We start from the raw sequence: 19,075 nt of genomic DNA, 5'->3' as shown, positions 1-19,075 counted from the left end.
ATCATTCTTGTTTTAAAAGAAAGGTAGATTTCACATATATCTATATAAAAGGAGAATGGATATAATATGTTGAAAAAACTTGTAGCAGTAATGACAGCATTCATGGTTATCTTTGGGGCTAGTAGCTTTATGTTCGTAAATCACGCGGAAGCGAAAAGTTACAAATCTGGTAAAAAATCATATACACCAAGTTCTGGTCAAAATTCAAAAGTTGATTTAAACAAAAAAGATTCTAATGTAAATTCACAAAAAACGACAACAGATTCAAAAACAAAAGCAACAAACACAGCACCAAAAAGTAATAAAGGTGGCTTTATGAAAGGTTTATTACTAGGTGGTCTTGGTGGTTTACTAATGGGTAGCTTATTTGCAAATATGGGAGCTCTTGGTTCTGTATTAGCGTTTATGGTAAATATGTTAGTAATGGCTGGTATCGTAATGTTAGCAGTTCGTGCATTTAAATACTTCAAAGATCAACGTAAGAAAAAGGCAGATGAAGTAGCATGGAAACAATAAAAATTTCTGAACAAGAGCTTATAAATGCGCTTTGTATATATATCGCTGAAAAAAGACAAGTTGGTCCAGAAGAAGTTTCAGTTGAACTAATGTATGATGATGACTACGGTTTCTCTGCAGAAGTAGAGGTAAATGGTCGCCAGCAAATATTAATTCAAGCGAACTTAATCGAAGCACTACGCTTACTACTTGATCGAGAATACAACGTCAATTCATTTGCAGCAAGATTGCAACTTGAATTAGATGATGAAGAAGGTATTTACGCATTAGCGAAATTTAATAACTCAGATGAGTAGTGAAAAGAGCTGTTGAGAGTAATCTCAGCAGCTCTTTTTAGTATGTGCATATGTAGAAGAATAATCATACCAAAGTTCATTCATCTTCCGTCTACCAACATCAATCATTGGATTAAATTGAATCGCTGCTTTTTGACGAACAGAGTGAACGTTTTGCATTGCTTGTTGTAATTGTTGGTCGACTAGATCACGTTTCTCACTTGCATGTTTAGCAATAGATAGACCTGCAACTGTTCCTTGCGCCATCGCGATTTTTCCGCTTTCAATGCCCGTAATATTTCCAGCAACAAATAAACCTGGAAGAGAGGTTTCCATTTCTTCTGAATGAAGCGGGACATGCCCGCCAAGTTCAGGAATGTAATGGAACGGACAACCAGCTACAGCGGCAAGCTCAGCAAGAGGGTATAAACCTCCGGCAATACAAACAAAGTCAGCCTCATATATCTTTTCTGATCCATTAATAATATTTCCTTTAGAATCAATATTAGCCACACGGACACCTTCAACTTGATCCGTTCCGATAATTTCAAGCGCAGCTTTACGAAGATGAAGCGGCGTCCCGTTTATTTTCATTCCGCTATTTGGATAGAAGGTTAATCCAGCTTTTCGAATCCAATCATATTTCATAAAACGGCTACCTAAACGCAGAAAAGCAGAAGGAGCGAGGTGAGCTACATTTAAAAGAGAGTTCAAAACTTCTTCTGGTTCACCAGCCTTTTGGCTTAACTCACTTTTTTCAGGAAGTACAATATGTTCTACTTTAATTCCAGCTAATTGTAATTCATTTAAAATGGCGAAAGACAAAATGTTAGCGCCAATTATGATTCCTTTTTTTCCAACTTGCACGCGGTGAACATTTGTCATAACTTGAGCTGCTCCAATTGACATAACTCCTGGAAGTGTCCAGCCAGGAAGGGGAATAGAATACTCAGCAGCCCCAGTAGCAATTAGTACGAACGGTGCTTCTAACGTACCGATATTTGTATGCACGAACCAAGAACTTTCATCTTTATCTAAATTATAGACGGAAACACCGCACCGAATATCGACTGAAAGGGATTTTGCTTCTTCGTGAAGGCGTTTGGATTCTTCTATTCCGTTCCACCATTCCCCAGTAGGCTCTTGATGTAACTGTCCTAACAATCTCCCGCCCGGCTTCATAAATTCATCAATAACAAGTACGTTAAGTCCAAAACGTGCACAAGAGATGGAAGCTGATAATCCTGCTGGTCCTGCGCCAATAATAATTACATCGATCATCGCTTTTTCACCATCTCTCTCACGATATTTGGATGCTGTTTTCCGCTTTCAACAACCATATCGTTTTCTACAACCGTTAAGCATGCTCGTACGTTCGTTTGATTGTTTACTGTCACACGGCATTCAGAACAATGTCCGATATTACAATAAATACCTCGCGGCGTCCCGCTATCTTCATGGACTCTTAACGTTCTTATTCCGTTTGCAAGTAGAGCGGCCGCTATCGTTTCATGTTCATATGCTTCATATTGTTGACCATTAAATTGAAAATTGATACGCTGACTACTATTTAAACTACCTAAAATAGGGTGATTTATAATTCTATTCATTTATTTTCACCTACCGCCCCAAAAGTAACTGCACGCACTGGTGGTTGATATTTTAATGGAATCTCGTCAGGAGATGTACCAGGGTTAGCGTTTTCGATCATTCGATCTAGTGTTGTTCTACATGTACGTCCCCCGCAAAAACCCATACCAGCACGCGTTCTTAGTTTTAACTCACGAGCTGAGCAATTATATTCAGCAATTGTCGATTGAAGTTGTCCGTATGTAACTTCTTCACAACGACAAACAATTAAATTCTCTTTATTCGTCATATGTATTCCTCCTCTAGTTCGGTTTACACAAATTATTATGCAATAACTATGCCAACATAGAGGAGGAGAAGGGGTTATTGTAACCCAAGCCTTTTTAAGCGGTTATATAAAGTGGCCCTCGTTACCCCGAGTTGTTTCGCACATTCTAATTTATTACCATCTAAAATGCGTAAAGCCCTTTCAATTACCTTTTTCTCGTGCTCATCCATTTCTTCTTGTAAAGAAAGAATCATATTATTATTGCTGAGTAATAGGGAATGAGATGTTTTGTTCTCTAAAGTATCATTTGTATGAAACGGTAAATATTCTTGTTTTATAATGCCGTCTGTCGCAAATACGACGAGTCTTTCAACTACGTTGCGGAGCTCGCGAATATTACCAGGCCAATTGTAATGAAGCAGTTCATGCATAATGCTTGAAGGTAAGTCACGAATAGGCCTGTTATAGTTTATTGAAAAATCGTTTAAGAAGGAGTAGGTTAATTCGATAATATCCTCTCGTCTTTCGCGCAGTGGCGGAATGTGCAAGCTAACTACATTTAAGCGATAGTATAAATCTTCTCGGAAAGTTCCTTTTCTCATTTCTTCTTGTAAATCACGATTTGTAGCAGCGATAATGCGGAAATCGATATTAATTTCTTTTTCTCCACCAACTCGGTAATACTTTCGTTCTTGCAGTACACGCAAAAGTTTCACTTGCATATCGAGAGGCATTTCTCCAATCTCATCAAGGAATAAAGTACCGCCTTGCGCGAGCTCTATTTTCCCTTTCTTCCCTTTACTATTTGCACCAGAAAACGCCCCGCGCTCGTAACCAAATAATTCACTTTCAAATAACGCTTCAGGAATTGCACCGCAGTTAATTGAAATAAACGGGGCATTCGCTGTCTCACTTGCTTCATGAATTGCTTTCGCAAACACTTCTTTTCCAACTCCGCTTTCGCCGAGTATTAAAACCGTGGATTTCACTGAACAAACCTTTCTAGCTAATTGAATCGTTCGTTGTATAACAGGGCTTTTTCCATTCATCGCAAGGAAAGGATCGGATGTATCTTTATATTTTGCTACTTCTTGTTCTAATCGGTGCATTTCATGCGACATATTAAATAGTTTTTCATTCAAAGCGACTTGATTTGTAACATCAGTTTCAGAAACGACTGCTCCTATAATTTCATTGTTACAATAAACTGGATTTGAATTAATTAATACGAACAAATCCGGACGAGGCTGATGGAACTGGGCGATTATGCTTTTTCCGTCATGTAATGATTGTAAAATTTCTAAATCTTTATAATCAAAAAAACGTGTAATCGGTTGTCCGATAATTTCGTTATGTTTGACTGAAAAGATTTTTTCAGCGCCATCTGTCCACGTACGAACGCATTCTTTCTCATCAATGACGGTAACAGAAGAATCAGTCGTTTGAATGACAGTGTTATAAAAAGCTAGCAGATCATTGTAAGACTTATAAAGAAATGGAATCATTTGTTGAGCAGTTACACAGCATATAGGATCTAGATTTTCGTTCACAATTACAACTGCCGAATTGTTAGAAAAAGCTTCGATTAACGTAGTGAAAGAGTCCTCTTCATAAATAACTGCGCAACTACATTCTTCAGTAGATGAAGGAAGGTAATAAAAATTTTTACCTTCCTGTTTCATGTGCTGAATGGTGCTTGTACGATCAATTGATAAAATTTTTATAAACCCTTTTATTGTTGGAAATGAAAATGTCATAGTGTCCTCCTAGTATGTATAAAAATTTAGACAGTGATAAAGAAATAATACACCTATTTACGATAAATTTAAAATATTTTTACAAATAAAAATTATTTCATATAAATAGTTCTGTATGTAGAGTTGGCACACCAATTGCATAAATAAAAAGTGAGAGATTTAGGAGAAAGGAGGAGTGCTATATATGAGGCACTGTGACGTTTTAATAATAGGCGGTGGAATTATAGGATGTTCTATCGCTTATTACACTTCAAAATACGGAAGAGACGTAACGATCATTGAAAAAGGAGAATTTGTCAGTGGAACGTCTTCACGGTGTGATGGGAATATTTTAGCGATTGATAAAGACCCAGGGTTTGATAGCCAAATGTCGTTAGTAAGTCAAAAATTAGTAACTGATTTAAGTGAAGAGTTAGAGCACTCATTTGAATATAGGGCGCCAGGAAGCATTCTCGTTTGTGAATTAGACGAAGAGATGGAAGCGGCGCAGCAATGGGTCAATCGGCAAAAAGAAGCTGGTTTACCGTTTCGTATGCTTGATAGACAAGATATAAGAGACGAATCACCGTTTTTTGCAGATGATTTATTAGGTGGTTTAGAATGTGCAACGGATTCGACTGTAAATCCGTACCTTCTTGCTTTTTCACTTCTCGCAGAGTCAAAAAAATTTGGTACAAAAGCTTTTAATCATACAGAAGTGAAAGAAATAAAAAGAGATATAGATGGTTCCTTTATTGTAGAAACGACAAATGGAACGTTTACTGCGAAGCAAGTTGTGAACGCAGCCGGTGTGTGGGCTCCTAAAATCGGACAGATGTTAGATGTGAATATCCCAATTGAACCGAGAAAGGGACATATTATTGTAGCTTCAAGGCAACAACACGTAGGTTGCCGTAAAGTAATGGAATTTGGTTATTTGATTTCTAAATTTGGTGGAAAACGAAAAGTGGATGCTTTAACTGAAAAGTACGGGGTGGCACTTGTATTTGAACCGACAGAAAGCCAAAATTTTTTAATTGGTAGTAGTAGAGAATTTGTAGGCTTTCATACGAAGATAAATAACGAGGTTATTAAATGTATTGCGAACAGAGCAATTCGTTTTTATCCGAAAATGGCAGATATGATGGTGATTCGTTCATATGCTGGTTTACGCCCGTGGACAGAAGATCATTTGCCAATCATTTCAGGAGTGGAACATATTCCGAACTACTTTATAGCAGCAGGACATGAAGGTGATGGAATTAGTCTTGCAGCAGTTACTGGGAAAGTGATTGAAGAGTTATTAAATGACAAAGAAACAATCATTCCTATTGAACAACTTCGTTTGAGTCGTTTTACAGAAAGGGTGTTAAACGGATGAGGTCACAAAGAGTCTTTACGACGATTGATACACATACGGGCGGGAATCCAACGAGGACATTAATTAGCGGACTTCCTAAGTTAATTGGAGAGACGATGGCAGAGAAGATGTTACATATGAAAAAGGAGTATGACTGGATTCGTAAATTGTTAATGAATGAGCCACGTGGTCATGATGTAATGTCAGGAGCACTATTAACAGATCCGTGTCATCCTGAAGCTGATATAGGTGTTATATACATAGAGACGGGTGGATATTTGCCGATGTGTGGCCACGATACAATTGGTGTATGTACAGCTTTAGTTGAATCAGGTTTAATTCCAGTAGTTGAACCGATTACTTCCTTAAAGCTAGATACGCCAGCTGGCTTAGTTGAAGTAGATATTTCTGTTCAAGATGGGAAAGCGAAAGAAGTCTCTTTCTGTAACATACCAGCTTTTTTACTGAAAAATATTTCTGTATACGTCGAAGAAATTGGAACTGTAGAGGCTGATATTGCGTATGGAGGTAATTTTTATGCCATTATCGATGCGAAGGCAGTTGGTCTAGAGCTAGTGCCAGAAAATGCTTCTACAATCATTGATAAGGCGATTCATATTAGAAATACAATTAATGAGAATTTTGAAATCATTCATCCAGAGTATTCGTTTATAAGAGGATTAACACATATTGAATTTTACACAGATCCTACTCATGAAAGTGCGCATGTGAAAAATACAGTTGTTGTTCCACCAGGGGGAATTGATCGATCTCCATGTGGTACAGGAACATCAGCGAAGTTAGCTGTATTATACGCTCATAAAAAAATTGACATCGATGAAGAATTTGTTCATGAGAGTATTGTGGGTTCTCTATTTAAAGGGTGTGTCATGAATACAACATATGTCGAAAATATTGAAGCTGTAGTAACGAAAATTACGGGATCAGCTTGGCTTATGGGCATGCATAGATTTTTTTACAATGAAAAGGATCCACTTAAAGAAGGCTTTTTGCTAATTCCGCCGATGGAACATGAAACGGAGGATGTAAAATGAACATTCAAAAAATGTATACAGCAGTAGACGTACACGTAGCTGGCGAAGCATTTCGTGTAATTAAAGACCTACCATGCAAATACTACTACAGTTTGGAGCAACTAAATGAACAATTTTCAGGTGATTTAGCAGAAGAAATGAAACTCTTATTAAATGAACCACGTGGTTTTATCGGTTTAAATGGATGTATTGTCGTTCCTTCTATTCATAATGAAGTGGATGCAGCTGTATTGTTTTTTAATCATGAAGGATCAATCCCTCTTCATTACGGTGGTATTGTCGCGGTAATAACAATGCTACTAGAAAGTGGATATTTAAAAAAGAGAGATTCTAATCAATATAAAATTGAAACGCTATCTGGAATTTTTTCAGTCCACGCATATGTAGAGGATGATGAAGTTATATCTGTTTCGTTTGAAAGCAAACTATGTTATATGGTTGAGAAGGATTTGAATATTGGTAATATACGTTATTCTCTCATACAAGCAGATAAAGTATATGCAGTTGTAGAAAAAGATACGTATTCGCCAGAAATCAGTATTGAAAACATCTCTAAATTAAAAAAATGGGGTGAAGCTACACTTCAATCTATACAAAAACAGTCATTAATAAAAAGACTTATTTTAGTAGATTCTATGCAAAAAGAAAAGAACCATATAAAGTCGATTACATTTCATGAAGATAACTTTATAGTACGTTCGCCGGGTTTTGTTTCTACTATTGTGTCTTATGTTCATACATTATTTAAAAATGATTATATAGCGGATAAACCTTTTAGAAATGAAAGTATTTTTAATAGCTTTATAACAGTAGAAAAAGTGAAGAAAGAAGAACTCGGATACATTTTTCGATTTGAAAGTAGAGGGTTTATTACAGGTATGCAAACATTTATATTAGATCCTACTGATCCGTTTCCAACAGGTTTCTTATTAAAATAATATGTTAAAGGGAGAGATAAAGATGCAAAAAATTAAAGGGGCATTTCCAGTATTAATAACACCGATGGATGAATTTCAAGAGATTGATTGGAAAGGCGTAAAACAAAACGTAAACTACTTTATTGAGCAAAAGGTAGCTGGAATTATTATTAATGGAAGTACGGGGGAATTTGTTAGTTTATCAAAAGAAGAACGATTTAACATGGTAGAAACAGTATTAAAAGAAGTTGATGGCCGTATTCCAGTTATTGTTGGAACTGCTGCGGAGACGACGAAAGAAACGATTGAATATACGAAACATGCAGAAGCGCACGGAGCAGATTGTGCATTAATTATACACTCGTATTATTGTAAACCGAAAGAAGAGGAAATCTATTTTCATTTTAAAGAAATCTCAAACGCTGTAAATATACCAATTATGCTATACAATAATCCATTTACTTCTGGTGTTGATATGAGTACAGAACTTATGCTTCGAATCGGAAAAGAATGTGAAAATGTTACACATATTAAAGAATCTAGCGGAGATATTCGAAAAGCGAGAGATTTAGTAAGACAAGGTGAAGGTGCTTTTCAAGTCTTCTGCGGATCTGAAGATTTAGTTATGGAATCTTATTTAGTTGGTGCAACAGGATGGGTTTCAGTAGCAGGAAATATTGTTCCAGGACTTGTTACGAAAATGTATGAGCATTTTCAAAATGGTGAATTAGAAAAAGCGTGGGAAATGAACGATGCTATTTTACCACTTTGCGAGTTTCTTGAAGGATCAGGGAAATATGTACAAATCGTTAAACGTTCAATGGAACTACACGGGCAAGTTGGCGGACCTTCTCGTTATCCGAGATTAGGATTAACTGAAGAGGAAGATCAAAAGCTTCAAACGATTTTATCAAAAATTGCAGCTCATGCAGCTGTTTAAACAAGGAGGAGAGTATATATGTTAACGACAAACATTGAGTTGAAACCAAAGGTGAAAGCGTTTTTAAATGAAGAAATTAAAATGTTTATTAATGGCGAATTTGTTCCTTCTATTAGTGGAAAGACATTTGAAACATACAATCCAGCGACAGAAGATGTGCTAGCCGTCGTATGTGAAGCACAAGAAGAAGATATTGATATCGCAGTAAAAGCGGCGAGATTTGCTTTTGAATCAGGCCCGTGGGCAGAGATGACTACTGCTGAAAGAGCACATCTTATTTATAAATTAGCAGATTTAATTGAAGAGCATAGAGAAGAATTAGCACAGCTAGAAGCTTTAGACAATGGAAAACCATATCAAGTAGCACTGGATGATGATATTTCAGCAACTGTAGAAAATTATCGTTATTACGCGGGATGGGCTACAAAAATTATCGGGCAAACAATTCCGATTTCAAAAGATTATTTAAATTACACACGCCATGAACCGGTTGGTGTTGTAGGTCAAATTATTCCATGGAATTTTCCGCTCGTTATGTCTTCTTGGAAAATGGGAGCCGCTCTTGCGACAGGTTGTACGATTGTATTAAAACCAGCAGAGCAAACACCTTTATCTTTACTATATACAGCGAAGCTTTTTAAAGAAGCTGGTTTTCCAAACGGTGTTGTAAACTTTGTACCAGGTTTCGGCCAAGAAGCAGGAGCTGCAATTGTAAACCATCATGATATTGATAAAGTAGCTTTCACAGGTTCAACAGTTACAGGGAAATATATTATGCGTCAATCTGCAGAAACAATTAAACATGTAACACTAGAACTTGGTGGTAAGTCACCAAACATCATTTTAGAAGATGCTGACTTAGAAGAAGCGATTAACGGTGCGTTCCAAGGAATTATGTATAATCATGGTCAAAATTGTAGCGCAGGATCTCGAGTTTTCGTTCATCGAAAGCACTATGAAACAGTCGTAAATGAACTTGTAAAAATGGCAAATGAAGTGAAGCTTGGGGCAGGTATGGAGGCGGAAACTGAAATGGGACCGCTCGTATCTAAAAAACAACAAGAGCGTGTGCTAAATTACATTGAACAAGGAAAAGCTGAAGGTGCTACTGTTGCAGCTGGCGGTGAACGTGCATTTGAAAAAGGTTATTTTGTACAGCCAACCGTATTCACAAATGTTACTGATGATATGACAATTGTTAAGGAAGAAATCTTTGGACCAGTTGTCGTTGTACTTCCATTTGATTCGACAGAAGAAGTAATTGAAAGAGCGAATCGCTCTTCATATGGGCTTGCTGCGGGTGTATGGACACAAAATATTAAAACAGGGCATCAAGTTGCCAATAAATTAAAGGCAGGAACAGTGTGGATTAATGATTATAACTTAGAAAATGCTGCTGCACCATTTGGTGGATATAAGCAATCTGGTGTTGGACGGGAATTAGGTTCATACGCCCTTGATAACTATACAGAAGTGAAAAGTGTTTGGGTAAATATTAAGTGATACTCTATTCAGTCGGGAGTCTTTTCATCCCTGCTGAATAGTAGTTGAACCAATCAGGCATTTACGGGTAGGTGATTTTCCACCTTACTTCCTTTGTGTTCAACGCATGAGGTGGGAATCATACTACCCACAAATAGCGGGATAAAAGAATGATGAAATATAGTAAGAGATGCGGACAACTGGTAGGTAGGATAAAGGTTGTCCTTTTTCTTATATATAAAATTGCTTTTTCAAAAGAATTATAAGGGGGATTTGGATGGAGAAATTAGTAGAATGGTTAGTAGGGCAAGTATGGAGTATTGGTTTAGTTGTTTTTGCATTAGGAGCAGGAGTGTATTTTACAATTGCAACTCGTTTTTTACAAATTCGTTATTTTAAAGAGATGATTAAACTATTATTTGAAGGAAAGAGCTCAGAGACTGGGATATCATCCTTTCAAGCATTTTGTTTGGCGTTATCAGGTAGGGTTGGAATAGGGAATATCGCAGGGGTCGCGACAGCTATCGCTTTTGGCGGACCTGGAGCTGTATTTTGGATGTGGATGATGGCTCTATTAGGAGCGGCTAGTGCATTTGTTGAATCAACATTAGCACAAGTATATAAAAGTAAAGTAGGAAATGAATACCGCGGTGGTACACCATATTTCATTGAAAAAGGTTTGAAAATGAAATGGTTTGCGGTCATTGTAGCAGTGGTTGTAACACTTTCATATGGCGTTTTATTACCAGGGATTCAATCAAGTAGTATCGCGGTTGGATTTGAAAACTCTTCGGGCATTAGTAAATATATAACTGGTATATTTTTAGTTGTATTATTGGCAGCGATTATTTTTGGTGGAGTAAAGAGAATTGCAGGCGTTTCACAAATGTTAGTTCCATTTATGGCAATTGGGTATGTAATTGTTACATGTATCGTATTAATTGCGAATGTAACGGAAATTCCAAGTATGTTTGCTTTAATTTTCTCAAGTGCATTTGGTGTAAATGAAATGTTTGGAGGAATCGTTGGGGCAGCTATTGCATGGGGAGTAAAGCGTGCAGTATTTTCAAACGTTGCGGGTGTAGGAGAAGCAACATATAGTTCTGCAGCTGCTGAAGTATCACACCCTGCAAAACAAGGGTTAGTTCAAGCGTTTTCTGTATATATCGATACAATTGTAGTATGTACAGCAACAGCTCTCATGATTTTAATAACAGGTATGTATAATGTTATACCTGAAGGGAAAAGCGCTATTGTACAGAATATAGGAAATGTGGAAGCAGGTCCAATTTATACACAACAAGCAGTTGAAACTGTTATGACTGGATTTGGTCCAATATTCATTTCAATCGCAATCTTCTTCTTCGCATTTACAACTTTACTCGCTTACTACTATATCGCTGAAACGACGCTTACTTATTTAGATGGTGGGCTCAAATATAGCTGGTTAAAACCAGTATTAAAAATTGGATTTTTAATTATGGTATACATCGGTAGTGTAGAATCAGCTTCGTTTTTATGGAACCTCGGAGATTTAGGAATTGGTAGTATGGCATGGTTAAACCTTATAGCAATCCTATTGTTAAGCAAAACTGCATTAAAAGTGTTAAAAGATTATGAAACGCAGAAAAAAGAAGGAAAAGATCCTGTTTTTGATCCTAAAAAAGTAGGAATTGAAGGTTTAACGATTTGGGAAGAGCGGAGTAAAGAGGTTGGAAGGAAAAATTCTAAAGAAAAAGTATCGGCGGATGATAGTGTTAAATTTTAAACATGCAAATTTCTAGTATTAAAAAACTGAAAATTCAATCTTTAATCAAGGTTATATATGGTCCTTGTTTGGTCGTAAACAAAAAGGCTGATCTTAGTAAAGTGATTTTAGAAGCTTGTTGTGTTTTAGCTGCAATTTCAGGAGAACTGAAAAGTGCTAAGCAATGATTTTAGTGCAAGAGTGTATGGTGGAATTGAAAAATCAAATTCATTAAACATGAGAAAGCTCTCCTTAAAATAAGCTTGTAAGGAGAGCTTTTTATTTTAGCCTAATTTTTTTGAAAGAGTTTCAGTTGTTTCATATAATCGATAGCTTTTGTTTTATTACTTTGTGCAGAAACATATTGTGCCTCATTTATATCTCTATAATAATTATTAAATATTTCTTCAGAAAGAATTCCGTCAGAGAGAGCTTTTTGAACTGCACAGTGTGGTTCATTAGTATGCGAACAGTTAGAAAATTTACATCTCCTAGATATACTTACTATATCTTCATATCCAAAATCAAAGTTATCTTTATGTTCTATCAAGTCAAATCCCATTTTACTAATAATTTATCCCTCCACTTTTCAAAGAGTTTTTTAGAATCATAAATACAAATTCTATCGTTTTTAAGTTTCGTTTATTTTAATATTCTATATTTTTATAAATCGATTTCTCTACATCAGGGAGAAGTGTGTATATATTCTTACCGATTAAAGATTCTAATTCATTCTTAATTGTGTAGAATCCCTTCCAATGTAAAGAGGTATGAGAGGTTGTTCCATGTCGTAAACCAACTGAAATCAATCTTTTTTCAAGAGTAGTAAAGCCTTCCGCATCAGCAAGTGCATCACAAAGGGTAATAACCTTATTGTATAAGTCGTAGTCACTATTTTCATTCAATATTTCAATTAACCGGCTTTCCATATAATCGGGAACAAGGCTCCACTCCGCTGCGATATCTATATGCTCATTTTTGCAAGGAAATGAATGTGTCACACATATAATGGCGTTTCCTGTATATCCTAAATCATTCATATACATATAACCATCATAGGAATGAATAACAGATTTAGTAAAACCTTTATATCTTCCTATATCATGCAGGAGGGCAGCATTGTATGCTATGTCAGCATCTAGGTCGTATCCATTATTAATAAGTTCTACAACTATCTTTTCAGTTGCAAGGGCAACATTACGTGAATGTTCGAACCACGGACCTGGGTTTTGTTCATATGCCCAATCCAGCAATTCTCTTGCATATTTCCTATCTAATATATATTTCATATAGTTATCCTTTCTCTAAAAAATCATATTTTAAATAATTTCATCTTAGTATTTCATTATTCCTGCTTTAAAAATTGCTACAATGAAACAAAAGGGGGAAAAGGAATGCGAAGTATAGTAATTGAAGAACTTAAGCAACTAGAAAATGATATTGAAGAGCTTTCTGAACTGTTGAAAACTGTAGTAGATGATGGAGCGTCAATAGGTTTTTTACCTCCACTAGAAGAAAAAGAAGCAGCGAAGTATTGGCAAACTGTATTAGCACTAGAAGTGATATTGTATGTTGCTAAAATAAACAATGAAGTGACAGGCAGTGTTCAACTACATCTAGTTACAAAGCCGAACGGGATCCATAGAGCCGAAATTTGTAAGTTAATGACTCATCCAAACTTTAGACGTAACGGTATTGGACGTTCACTTATGCAAAAAGCAGAGGAACGAGCAAAGCAAGAAAACAGGACTCTTTTAGTATTAGATACTAGAGAAGGAGATCCTTCCAATAGATTGTATAAGTCATTAGACTATCAAGAATCCGGTAAAATACCAGGGTATGCAATTTCTCCAAATGGTGGGTTAGATGCAACGGTAATTTATTACAAAATGATTTAGTTTTTTATTTGAAAAGGGAGATAATTTCAAACGACATATTTGTTATTATGTCTGTGTGTTGATTTATAAAAAAGATTGATAATTTAAAATAAAGTTTGATAAAACCCTGTAACTTCATCTGGAATGTTCAATTAAAGAGCCAGTTTGTAGAAGGTTTTAATAGGTTTTTTAGAGTTATTATTTAAATAGGGATTTTGAAGTCTTTGGTGAGTATTAAATGTTAATCTAAAAGATGGAGGGTGTTGTGATGTTAAAACTGTTTCAATATAACTGGCAAGTTCGTGATGAGTGGTTTACATTGTGCGAAGACATGCCGGATGAAGAACTATTAAAGAAACGGGTCGGTGGGTTCGGCAGTATCCTGCATACTCTATTTCACATTGTAGATGTGGAATATATGTGGATATTAGGTTTGCGCGGTGAACCAGTGCCTGAGGAGCCGTTGTTTGAAGAATATGCCAGCTTGCAAAAAGTGAAAAATCTTTCAGCTCAATACCACGAGAAAGTGAAGCCATTTGTGACCTCTTGGACAAATGAAATGGATTCTCGGAAACTTTCAGAAATTGATTTCAATGAAAAACCGATTAGCTCTAGAGACACACCAATTAGGCGCCGAGCCATTGAATGTACACACGGAGAGATAATACGTCATGTCATTGTCCACGAAATCCACCATATCGGCCAGTTATCTATATGGGCACGTGAAATAGGAAAGGAGCCTGTTTCCGCAAATTTGAGAGGAAGAGGGCTATTCGATAATTAGACGGACTTTGTCAATTTCACATTTAACAACGTAGTGCAAGTACCACCTTTATTTTAAGAAAAGATAACCTTTGACCATCTAAATTATTTTAGAGGGTCTTTTTTTGTGAAAACGATGAAAAATATAGAAGAAACTGCAATTATTTATAAAAAAATGTGTCTAAAATATTGTCATATTTGCTTCTTTAAGATATCCTTTTCATGAAGAGGTGGAAATCATGGAAAAAGTACTAGTTTTCGGGCATAAAAACCCAGATACAGATGCAATTTGTTCTGCGATTGCTTATGCAGAATTGAAAAAAGAATTAGGAATGAATGCTGAGCCTGTACGTTTAGGCGAAATCAGCGGTGAAACTCAATTTGCGTTAGATCATTTTAAAGTAGAAGGACCGCGTTTTGTTGAGACAGTAGCAAACGAAGTGGACAACATTATTTTAGTTGACCATAATGAGCGTCAACAAAGTGCTAACGATATCGAATCTGTTCGTGTGTTAGAAGTTATTGACCATCACCGTATTGCTAACTTTGAAACAAGCGATCCTATTTACTATCGTTGTGAGCCAGTTGGATGTACAGCTACAATCTTAAACAAAATGTACAAAGAAAACGGCGTTGCAATTCGTAAAGAAGTTGCAGGTTTAATGTTATCTGCAATTATTTCAGATTCTTTACTATTCAAATCTCCAACTTGCACAGAACAAGACGTAGCAGCAGCTCGTGAATTAGCGGAAATCGCTGGTGTAGATGCAGATAGCTACGGCTTAGAAATGTTAAAAGCTGGTGCTGACTTAAGCGGAAAAACAATGGAGCAATTAATCTCTCTTGACGCTAAAGAATTCCAAATGGGTAACGCGAAAGTTGAAATCGCACAAGTAAACGCTGTTGATACAAACGACGTTCTTGTACACCAAGCGGAACTTGAAAAAGTTATCTCTGCAGTAGTAGAAGAAAAAGGTTTAGACCTATTCTTATTCGTTGTAACTGACATCTTAACTAACGATTCTGTTGGTCTTGCGATCGGTAAAGAAGCAAACGTTGTTGAGAAAGCATACAACGTAACATTACAAAACAACACAGCTACTTTAAAGGGTGTTGTATCTCGTAAAAAACAAATCGTTCCTGTATTAACAGAAACATTCCAAGCTTAATAATATTGAGTACGGATAAACAGAAAGGACAAGTAGTCAGATTGGCTGCTTGTCTTTTTTTATTATAAAATTACAGACGAGCCTATTGGATGGAAATAAAAAAGGATAGCAATAGCTATCCTACTTATCGTTTATTCATAAGATCGTTTCTTATTTATATAAAATGTAATAATAGCAGCAATAATGAAAATAGGTATTGCGTACGCTTGCCCAACAAAGAATTTCCAACCTACAGTATTATAGCCCTCGGATGCTGGAATGATAATCGCGATGATACAAACAATAATATAAGCTAATAATGCTGGGAGTATATTTTTCATAGTTGTTCACCTCCTTTCAATGATATATATACTGTACTATTGAATAGTGATTGGGAGGTTAAGTGTACTTGATTTTACGAAATCTTCACAAATCCACTAAAGGATGAGGTGTATGCATGCTGTATGAAAGTGACTTTAGTACGGTGTGTTTATGTAATAATATATATGCTTAATCGACTGTTCTAAAAGAAAGTAAACTAAATATAGAAGATAATGTAATTTTATCTTTCAAGATTAGTATATAGTATTCTGTAAAAAAATGTACTGGGAAATTGATGTTTCATAAGAAAGATAGAAGCGAGGTAAGAAATAACGATGAAAAGGTTATGCATAATTCCATGCGGAAAGAAGAAAATTTGGGATAAGTACCCAGATTACGGAGAGGTAGAGGCAAAAGATGTATATATTAGTCCATTCGGAAAAGCATGTCAGGCGTATGCAGCTGAGTTTTTCGAGAACTGGGTTATATTATCAGCAAAGCATGGATTTTTACGACCAAATGATATTTTACAGGAAAACTATGATCTTGCATTTGATTCAAAGAGTAATGAAATTATTAGTATAGAACAATTAAAACAACAGATGATTGATAAAAGCTTACTTCAGTTTGATGAAATAGTCTTACTTGCAGGGAAGAAGCATAAAAAAGTTGTGACGAAGCTATATCCAGAAGAAATCATTACATATCCATTAGAAGGGTGTAAAGGAATTGGGTATATGTTGCAGAGGTTGAATGATGCTGTGGAAGCACAGCAGGAAGTATAGATATGATTTGATACTAGATTCAACTCACTTTAATACTAATAAACTAGACTAGCAAACAAGCCATTTTACACTTTAAAACATAGAATATGATGAAGTCTATAAAGGAGGAATCATATTCTCATGAGAAATAATTGTAATAGTTTTTGGGATGAGTTAATGTTCGGAAGATGTAGATGCAAACGTAAGGATTGTCACGAATGTTGTTGCAAGGAAAAACCGAAATGTGATTGTGACGAGTGTCGTTGCAAGGAAAAACCGAAATGTGATTGTGACGAATGTCGCTGTAAAGAGAAACCGAAATGCCATTGCAAGTGTGAAAAATGTCATTGTAAACATGAAGAATGGTAAGAATGATAAATAAAAAGGGTACTTTGAAGTACTCTTTTTATTTATGTGATAAGTAGACTCGTCAAACAAATATAACCCCTAAGGGGATAGGAGCTATTTCTATAGTGAAAAGCTAACGGTAGTTTATATTAAATGCATGTTTAAATTCCATTTTGAACGGATTTCTTTTCTATTTCCCATGAATCTTGCTTTTTAATTTTTAAAGATACAGGGGTACCGTTAGATTCTTTATAAAAGATATATCCTTGATTCGATTTTACGTAAGTTGAAGGTTCACCTATGCAATCTTGAGAACAAGATGTGTTAATAATTTCGATTAATGATAATTCACTCGGATCAGTTTTACTAGCATTTATTAGAGTATCAAGGTTCGTTTTACGAAAGCCTTGTAAGTTTACATCGAAATTCTTTTCTATTTCTCCAGTAAAGTTAATATTCATTACTTCAACTGAATTTTTCTTTTCTAAAAGAAAACCATTTCCATAAAGGAATTTTGTATATCCAAGCCATGCGATTAAAAATAATATAAAAAACATACCAGCTGTTCTAAGTTTTCGAAGTCGTTTACTTACGATTGTTTCTGAATATTTCATTCAGCTTAATCCTCCAGTGTTTTTATTTTAAAGTATGCTTGGATACATATATTTAGAAGAGGATGAAAGCTAGCAATCAAGTAATTCAAAAAGAAAGCATCCGAAGTTAGATACTTTCTTTTTGGCAATTAGCACTATCTGTTAGTTACTTGTTTCATAAGAGGTCTTATTTCCTTAACAGGTGGTTTTTTATCATAGGCATCAACGTAAGAAAAGTAGTAATTTAAGTTTCTGAGAAGTCCTTTTCCTATTTTAGCGCTTAAGAAGGGGAATACTTGTCCAGTATAATCATCGAGAGATTTACAGTAGTATTTTTCATCTAAGTATATGCTGTATTTACATGTTAGTTCTACTAATGAGTTACCTTCATCATCAAATACTTCTTTAGAATCAATAATGTCTATTAATGCGAATTTTTCATTCAGATAAACTTTCTTCTTTTTCTCGTGCTTATTTGTGAGGATAAATACGAGACCAATTGCGTTAATCAAACTATTTCCTCCTATAAAAAACGGATATTAATAAAATATATCGATATAAGCTAAATGTAAAGAGGAGAGGCGTAAAATGTGAACTAGATAGAAATAATAATAAGCCGATTTGAAGACAAATCGGCCCATTATTATTGAAATACTTGCGGAAATTGTTTTACGATTGCATCTGTTATAGTATCAGCCATTTCTAATGCTTCTTTTTCAATTTTATCGTATAGTTTTACACTGGCATCATAATCTTTATTTAGGAAGGCGAGTGCTTCCGCTTTCGTTAACGCTAAATGCTCATAAAACATTTTTCTAAATTCTTCTTTTTCTATATATGGGTTGATACTGGTTAGAAACTCAACAATTTCATCACCATTAGAGTACCACTTCTTTTCTATAGCGGCTGCTGCGTTTTGATCGCCAGCTTTTGCGGCTTTAACAAGATCAGCTGCAATTACTAAGTGGTCTTTAATTAATGCACTATATTTTTTTACTGCATTTTCTCCGTAGAATGGTTCAAGTGAAAGCCCCATATGTGTTGCATTTTGTAGAAGACGTCCAACAGTAACGTTTACGTCTGGCAAGTTAAAGATGATGCCTATAATGGCTAATCGCGTCCAAGCGACGTGTTGTTCCCATAAAGAACGCATATATCCTTTTAAAAAGTTTTCGTTTTTACTAACTCGGTAATTCCGTACAAATGAATCGAAGTTTCCATTAGTGATATGATAAGGGGAGTAATACGATTGCCAATAAGTATACATAAATAGTTACACTCCTTTGAACAGGTATATCTCACAATATGATAAACGTTATTTTTAAGTTACGTGTCCAGGAGTTTTTTTGAGAGTTGGAAAAGGAGAAAGTTGAAGG

24 protein-coding genes are annotated in these 19,075 nt (G+C 35.5%); 14 read left to right on the top strand and 10 right to left on the bottom strand.

Annotated elements, in window-relative coordinates; genetic code table 11:
* The first annotated feature begins 66 nt into the window (after positions 1–66).
* Together MHI07_RS13170 and MHI07_RS13165 are read left to right on the top strand one after the other, a co-directional pair.
* Entirely contained in the window at positions 67–516 is a 450-nt protein-coding gene (locus MHI07_RS13170) for a hypothetical protein (RefSeq protein WP_002012966.1), read from the top strand.
* Complete coding sequence (locus MHI07_RS13165; protein ID WP_002110338.1) at positions 504–812, top strand: YxcD family protein; 309 nt, start codon at positions 504–506, stop codon at positions 810–812. The genes MHI07_RS13170 and MHI07_RS13165 overlap by 13 nt, the downstream gene beginning before the upstream one ends.
* Positions 813–836: 24 nt before the next feature.
* Here MHI07_RS13165 and MHI07_RS13160 read toward each other — a convergent pair whose 3' ends face one another.
* The 4 genes from MHI07_RS13160 to MHI07_RS13145 all read right to left on the bottom strand — a co-directional run bounded on the left by MHI07_RS13160 (position 837) and on the right by MHI07_RS13145 (position 4,406).
* Positions 837–2,072, bottom strand: a complete 1,236-nt coding sequence (locus tag MHI07_RS13160; protein ID WP_215578740.1) for an NAD(P)/FAD-dependent oxidoreductase — start codon at positions 2,070–2,072, stop codon at positions 837–839.
* The gene (locus tag MHI07_RS13155) at positions 2,069–2,401 is read right to left on the bottom strand and encodes a (2Fe-2S)-binding protein (RefSeq protein ID WP_002110336.1); all 333 of its coding nucleotides are present in this window, start codon (positions 2,399–2,401) and stop codon (positions 2,069–2,071) included. The genes MHI07_RS13160 and MHI07_RS13155 overlap by 4 nt, the downstream gene beginning before the upstream one ends.
* A complete protein-coding gene (locus MHI07_RS13150) occupies positions 2,398–2,670 on the bottom strand; it encodes a (2Fe-2S)-binding protein (RefSeq protein ID WP_002065856.1) in 273 nt (90 codons plus the stop codon). The genes MHI07_RS13155 and MHI07_RS13150 overlap by 4 nt, the downstream gene beginning before the upstream one ends.
* Positions 2,671–2,744: 74 nt before the next feature.
* Positions 2,745–4,406, bottom strand: coding sequence for a sigma-54 interaction domain-containing protein (locus MHI07_RS13145; protein WP_340824247.1), 1,662 nt, complete (start codon positions 4,404–4,406; stop codon positions 2,745–2,747).
* Between the two features lie 184 nt (positions 4,407–4,590).
* On the opposite strand from MHI07_RS13145, the gene MHI07_RS13140 reads away from it, so the two are divergent.
* From MHI07_RS13140 to MHI07_RS13110, 7 genes are all read left to right on the top strand, one after another.
* Positions 4,591–5,766 (top strand): NAD(P)/FAD-dependent oxidoreductase, encoded by a 1,176-nt coding sequence (locus tag MHI07_RS13140; RefSeq protein WP_340824245.1) that lies wholly within the window; start codon positions 4,591–4,593, stop codon positions 5,764–5,766.
* Positions 5,763–6,800: a proline racemase family protein gene (locus MHI07_RS13135; protein WP_113710033.1), complete on the top strand. Its 1,038-nt coding sequence runs from the start codon at positions 5,763–5,765 to the stop codon at positions 6,798–6,800. Before MHI07_RS13140 ends, MHI07_RS13135 begins: the two co-directional genes overlap by 4 nt.
* Positions 6,797–7,738: a proline racemase family protein gene (locus MHI07_RS13130; RefSeq protein WP_215578736.1), complete on the top strand. Its 942-nt coding sequence runs from the start codon at positions 6,797–6,799 to the stop codon at positions 7,736–7,738. The genes MHI07_RS13135 and MHI07_RS13130 overlap by 4 nt, the downstream gene beginning before the upstream one ends.
* Positions 7,739–7,760: 22 nt before the next feature.
* On the top strand, positions 7,761–8,657 hold the full coding sequence (gene dapA / locus MHI07_RS13125; RefSeq protein ID WP_340824242.1) for a 4-hydroxy-tetrahydrodipicolinate synthase: 897 nt from the start codon (positions 7,761–7,763) through the stop codon (positions 8,655–8,657).
* A gap of 18 nt (positions 8,658–8,675) precedes the next feature.
* Positions 8,676–10,160, top strand: coding sequence for an aldehyde dehydrogenase family protein (locus MHI07_RS13120; protein WP_002110322.1), 1,485 nt, complete (start codon positions 8,676–8,678; stop codon positions 10,158–10,160).
* A gap of 256 nt (positions 10,161–10,416) precedes the next feature.
* Entirely contained in the window at positions 10,417–11,907 is a 1,491-nt protein-coding gene (locus tag MHI07_RS13115; protein ID WP_215578734.1) for an alanine/glycine:cation symporter family protein, read from the top strand.
* 2 nt (positions 11,908–11,909) lie between these two features.
* On the top strand, positions 11,910–12,074 hold the full coding sequence (locus MHI07_RS13110; RefSeq protein WP_215578732.1) for a hypothetical protein: 165 nt from the start codon (positions 11,910–11,912) through the stop codon (positions 12,072–12,074).
* A 101-nt stretch (positions 12,075–12,175) separates the two neighbouring features.
* On the opposite strand, the gene MHI07_RS13105 is transcribed toward MHI07_RS13110, so the two are convergent.
* A complete protein-coding gene (locus tag MHI07_RS13105; protein ID WP_002200231.1) occupies positions 12,176–12,448 on the bottom strand; it encodes a hypothetical protein in 273 nt (90 codons plus the stop codon).
* A gap of 85 nt (positions 12,449–12,533) precedes the next feature.
* The gene (locus MHI07_RS13100) at positions 12,534–13,175 is read right to left on the bottom strand and encodes an HD domain-containing protein (RefSeq protein ID WP_215578730.1); all 642 of its coding nucleotides are present in this window, start codon (positions 13,173–13,175) and stop codon (positions 12,534–12,536) included.
* Positions 13,176–13,280: 105 nt separating this feature from the next.
* On the opposite strand from MHI07_RS13100, the gene MHI07_RS13095 reads away from it, so the two are divergent.
* The 3 genes from MHI07_RS13095 to ppaC all read left to right on the top strand — a co-directional run bounded on the left by MHI07_RS13095 (position 13,281) and on the right by ppaC (position 15,694).
* Complete coding sequence (locus MHI07_RS13095) at positions 13,281–13,784, top strand: GNAT family N-acetyltransferase (RefSeq protein ID WP_340824234.1); 504 nt, start codon at positions 13,281–13,283, stop codon at positions 13,782–13,784.
* 247 nt (positions 13,785–14,031) lie between these two features.
* Complete coding sequence (locus MHI07_RS13090) at positions 14,032–14,547, top strand: DinB family protein (RefSeq protein WP_215582091.1); 516 nt, start codon at positions 14,032–14,034, stop codon at positions 14,545–14,547.
* A 217-nt stretch (positions 14,548–14,764) separates the two neighbouring features.
* Positions 14,765–15,694 carry a manganese-dependent inorganic pyrophosphatase gene (gene ppaC / locus MHI07_RS13085; protein WP_215578726.1) on the top strand — a complete coding sequence of 310 codons (930 nt, stop codon included), beginning with the start codon at positions 14,765–14,767 and terminating at the stop codon, positions 15,692–15,694.
* Positions 15,695–15,825: 131 nt separating this feature from the next.
* Here ppaC and MHI07_RS13080 read toward each other — a convergent pair whose 3' ends face one another.
* On the bottom strand, positions 15,826–16,014 hold the full coding sequence (locus MHI07_RS13080) for a DUF4017 family protein (RefSeq protein ID WP_002012993.1): 189 nt from the start codon (positions 16,012–16,014) through the stop codon (positions 15,826–15,828).
* A gap of 315 nt (positions 16,015–16,329) precedes the next feature.
* Between MHI07_RS13080 and MHI07_RS13075 the strand changes: the two genes are divergently transcribed.
* Together MHI07_RS13075 and MHI07_RS29390 are read left to right on the top strand one after the other, a co-directional pair.
* Positions 16,330–16,779, top strand: coding sequence for a DUF6884 domain-containing protein (locus tag MHI07_RS13075; RefSeq protein WP_215578724.1), 450 nt, complete (start codon positions 16,330–16,332; stop codon positions 16,777–16,779).
* Positions 16,780–17,002: 223 nt separating this feature from the next.
* A complete protein-coding gene (locus MHI07_RS29390; protein WP_445661751.1) occupies positions 17,003–17,140 on the top strand; it encodes a hypothetical protein in 138 nt (45 codons plus the stop codon).
* A gap of 127 nt (positions 17,141–17,267) precedes the next feature.
* Here MHI07_RS29390 and MHI07_RS13065 read toward each other — a convergent pair whose 3' ends face one another.
* The 3 genes from MHI07_RS13065 to MHI07_RS13055 form a co-directional block, all read right to left on the bottom strand.
* Entirely contained in the window at positions 17,268–17,720 is a 453-nt protein-coding gene (locus tag MHI07_RS13065; RefSeq protein ID WP_215578722.1) for a hypothetical protein, read from the bottom strand.
* 134 nt (positions 17,721–17,854) lie between these two features.
* Positions 17,855–18,211 carry a hypothetical protein gene (locus MHI07_RS13060; protein WP_000606233.1) on the bottom strand — a complete coding sequence of 119 codons (357 nt, stop codon included), beginning with the start codon at positions 18,209–18,211 and terminating at the stop codon, positions 17,855–17,857.
* Positions 18,212–18,342: 131 nt separating this feature from the next.
* Positions 18,343–18,966 carry an acetylglutamate kinase gene (locus MHI07_RS13055; protein WP_340824227.1) on the bottom strand — a complete coding sequence of 208 codons (624 nt, stop codon included), beginning with the start codon at positions 18,964–18,966 and terminating at the stop codon, positions 18,343–18,345.
* Between the last annotated feature and the right edge of the window lie 109 nt (positions 18,967–19,075).

It is taken from the genome of Bacillus sp. FSL H8-0545 (genome assembly GCF_038006105.1).
Classification (GTDB): domain Bacteria; phylum Bacillota; class Bacilli; order Bacillales; family Bacillaceae_G; genus Bacillus_A; species Bacillus_A cereus_U.
This window is presented reverse-complemented; position numbering and strand designations above follow the sequence as displayed.

What these genes read in the sequence shown, in the direction of transcription:
- MHI07_RS13170 (WP_002012966.1), top strand. Translation starts at nt 67, where the DNA reads ATGTTGAAAAAACTTGTAGCAGTAATGACAGCATTCATGGTTATCTTT.
- MHI07_RS13165 (WP_002110338.1), top strand. Translation starts at nt 504, where the DNA reads ATGGAAACAATAAAAATTTCTGAACAAGAGCTTATAAATGCGCTTTGT.
- MHI07_RS13160 (WP_215578740.1), bottom strand. Translation starts at nt 2,072, where the DNA reads ATGATCGATGTAATTATTATTGGCGCAGGACCAGCAGGATTATCAGCT.
- MHI07_RS13155 (WP_002110336.1), bottom strand. Translation starts at nt 2,401, where the DNA reads ATGAATAGAATTATAAATCACCCTATTTTAGGTAGTTTAAATAGTAGT.
- MHI07_RS13150 (WP_002065856.1), bottom strand. Translation starts at nt 2,670, where the DNA reads ATGACGAATAAAGAGAATTTAATTGTTTGTCGTTGTGAAGAAGTTACA.
- MHI07_RS13145 (WP_340824247.1), bottom strand. Translation starts at nt 4,406, where the DNA reads ATGACATTTTCATTTCCAACAATAAAAGGGTTTATAAAAATTTTATCA.
- MHI07_RS13140 (WP_340824245.1), top strand. Translation starts at nt 4,591, where the DNA reads ATGAGGCACTGTGACGTTTTAATAATAGGCGGTGGAATTATAGGATGT.
- MHI07_RS13135 (WP_113710033.1), top strand. Translation starts at nt 5,763, where the DNA reads ATGAGGTCACAAAGAGTCTTTACGACGATTGATACACATACGGGCGGG.
- MHI07_RS13130 (WP_215578736.1), top strand. Translation starts at nt 6,797, where the DNA reads ATGAACATTCAAAAAATGTATACAGCAGTAGACGTACACGTAGCTGGC.
- dapA (WP_340824242.1), top strand. Translation starts at nt 7,761, where the DNA reads ATGCAAAAAATTAAAGGGGCATTTCCAGTATTAATAACACCGATGGAT.
- MHI07_RS13120 (WP_002110322.1), top strand. Translation starts at nt 8,676, where the DNA reads ATGTTAACGACAAACATTGAGTTGAAACCAAAGGTGAAAGCGTTTTTA.
- MHI07_RS13115 (WP_215578734.1), top strand. Translation starts at nt 10,417, where the DNA reads ATGGAGAAATTAGTAGAATGGTTAGTAGGGCAAGTATGGAGTATTGGT.
- MHI07_RS13110 (WP_215578732.1), top strand. Translation starts at nt 11,910, where the DNA reads ATGCAAATTTCTAGTATTAAAAAACTGAAAATTCAATCTTTAATCAAG.
- MHI07_RS13105 (WP_002200231.1), bottom strand. Translation starts at nt 12,448, where the DNA reads ATGGGATTTGACTTGATAGAACATAAAGATAACTTTGATTTTGGATAT.
- MHI07_RS13100 (WP_215578730.1), bottom strand. Translation starts at nt 13,175, where the DNA reads ATGAAATATATATTAGATAGGAAATATGCAAGAGAATTGCTGGATTGG.
- MHI07_RS13095 (WP_340824234.1), top strand. Translation starts at nt 13,281, where the DNA reads ATGCGAAGTATAGTAATTGAAGAACTTAAGCAACTAGAAAATGATATT.
- MHI07_RS13090 (WP_215582091.1), top strand. Translation starts at nt 14,032, where the DNA reads ATGTTAAAACTGTTTCAATATAACTGGCAAGTTCGTGATGAGTGGTTT.
- ppaC (WP_215578726.1), top strand. Translation starts at nt 14,765, where the DNA reads ATGGAAAAAGTACTAGTTTTCGGGCATAAAAACCCAGATACAGATGCA.
- MHI07_RS13080 (WP_002012993.1), bottom strand. Translation starts at nt 16,014, where the DNA reads ATGAAAAATATACTCCCAGCATTATTAGCTTATATTATTGTTTGTATC.
- MHI07_RS13075 (WP_215578724.1), top strand. Translation starts at nt 16,330, where the DNA reads ATGAAAAGGTTATGCATAATTCCATGCGGAAAGAAGAAAATTTGGGAT.
- MHI07_RS13065 (WP_215578722.1), bottom strand. Translation starts at nt 17,720, where the DNA reads ATGAAATATTCAGAAACAATCGTAAGTAAACGACTTCGAAAACTTAGA.
- MHI07_RS13055 (WP_340824227.1), bottom strand. Translation starts at nt 18,966, where the DNA reads ATGTATACTTATTGGCAATCGTATTACTCCCCTTATCATATCACTAAT.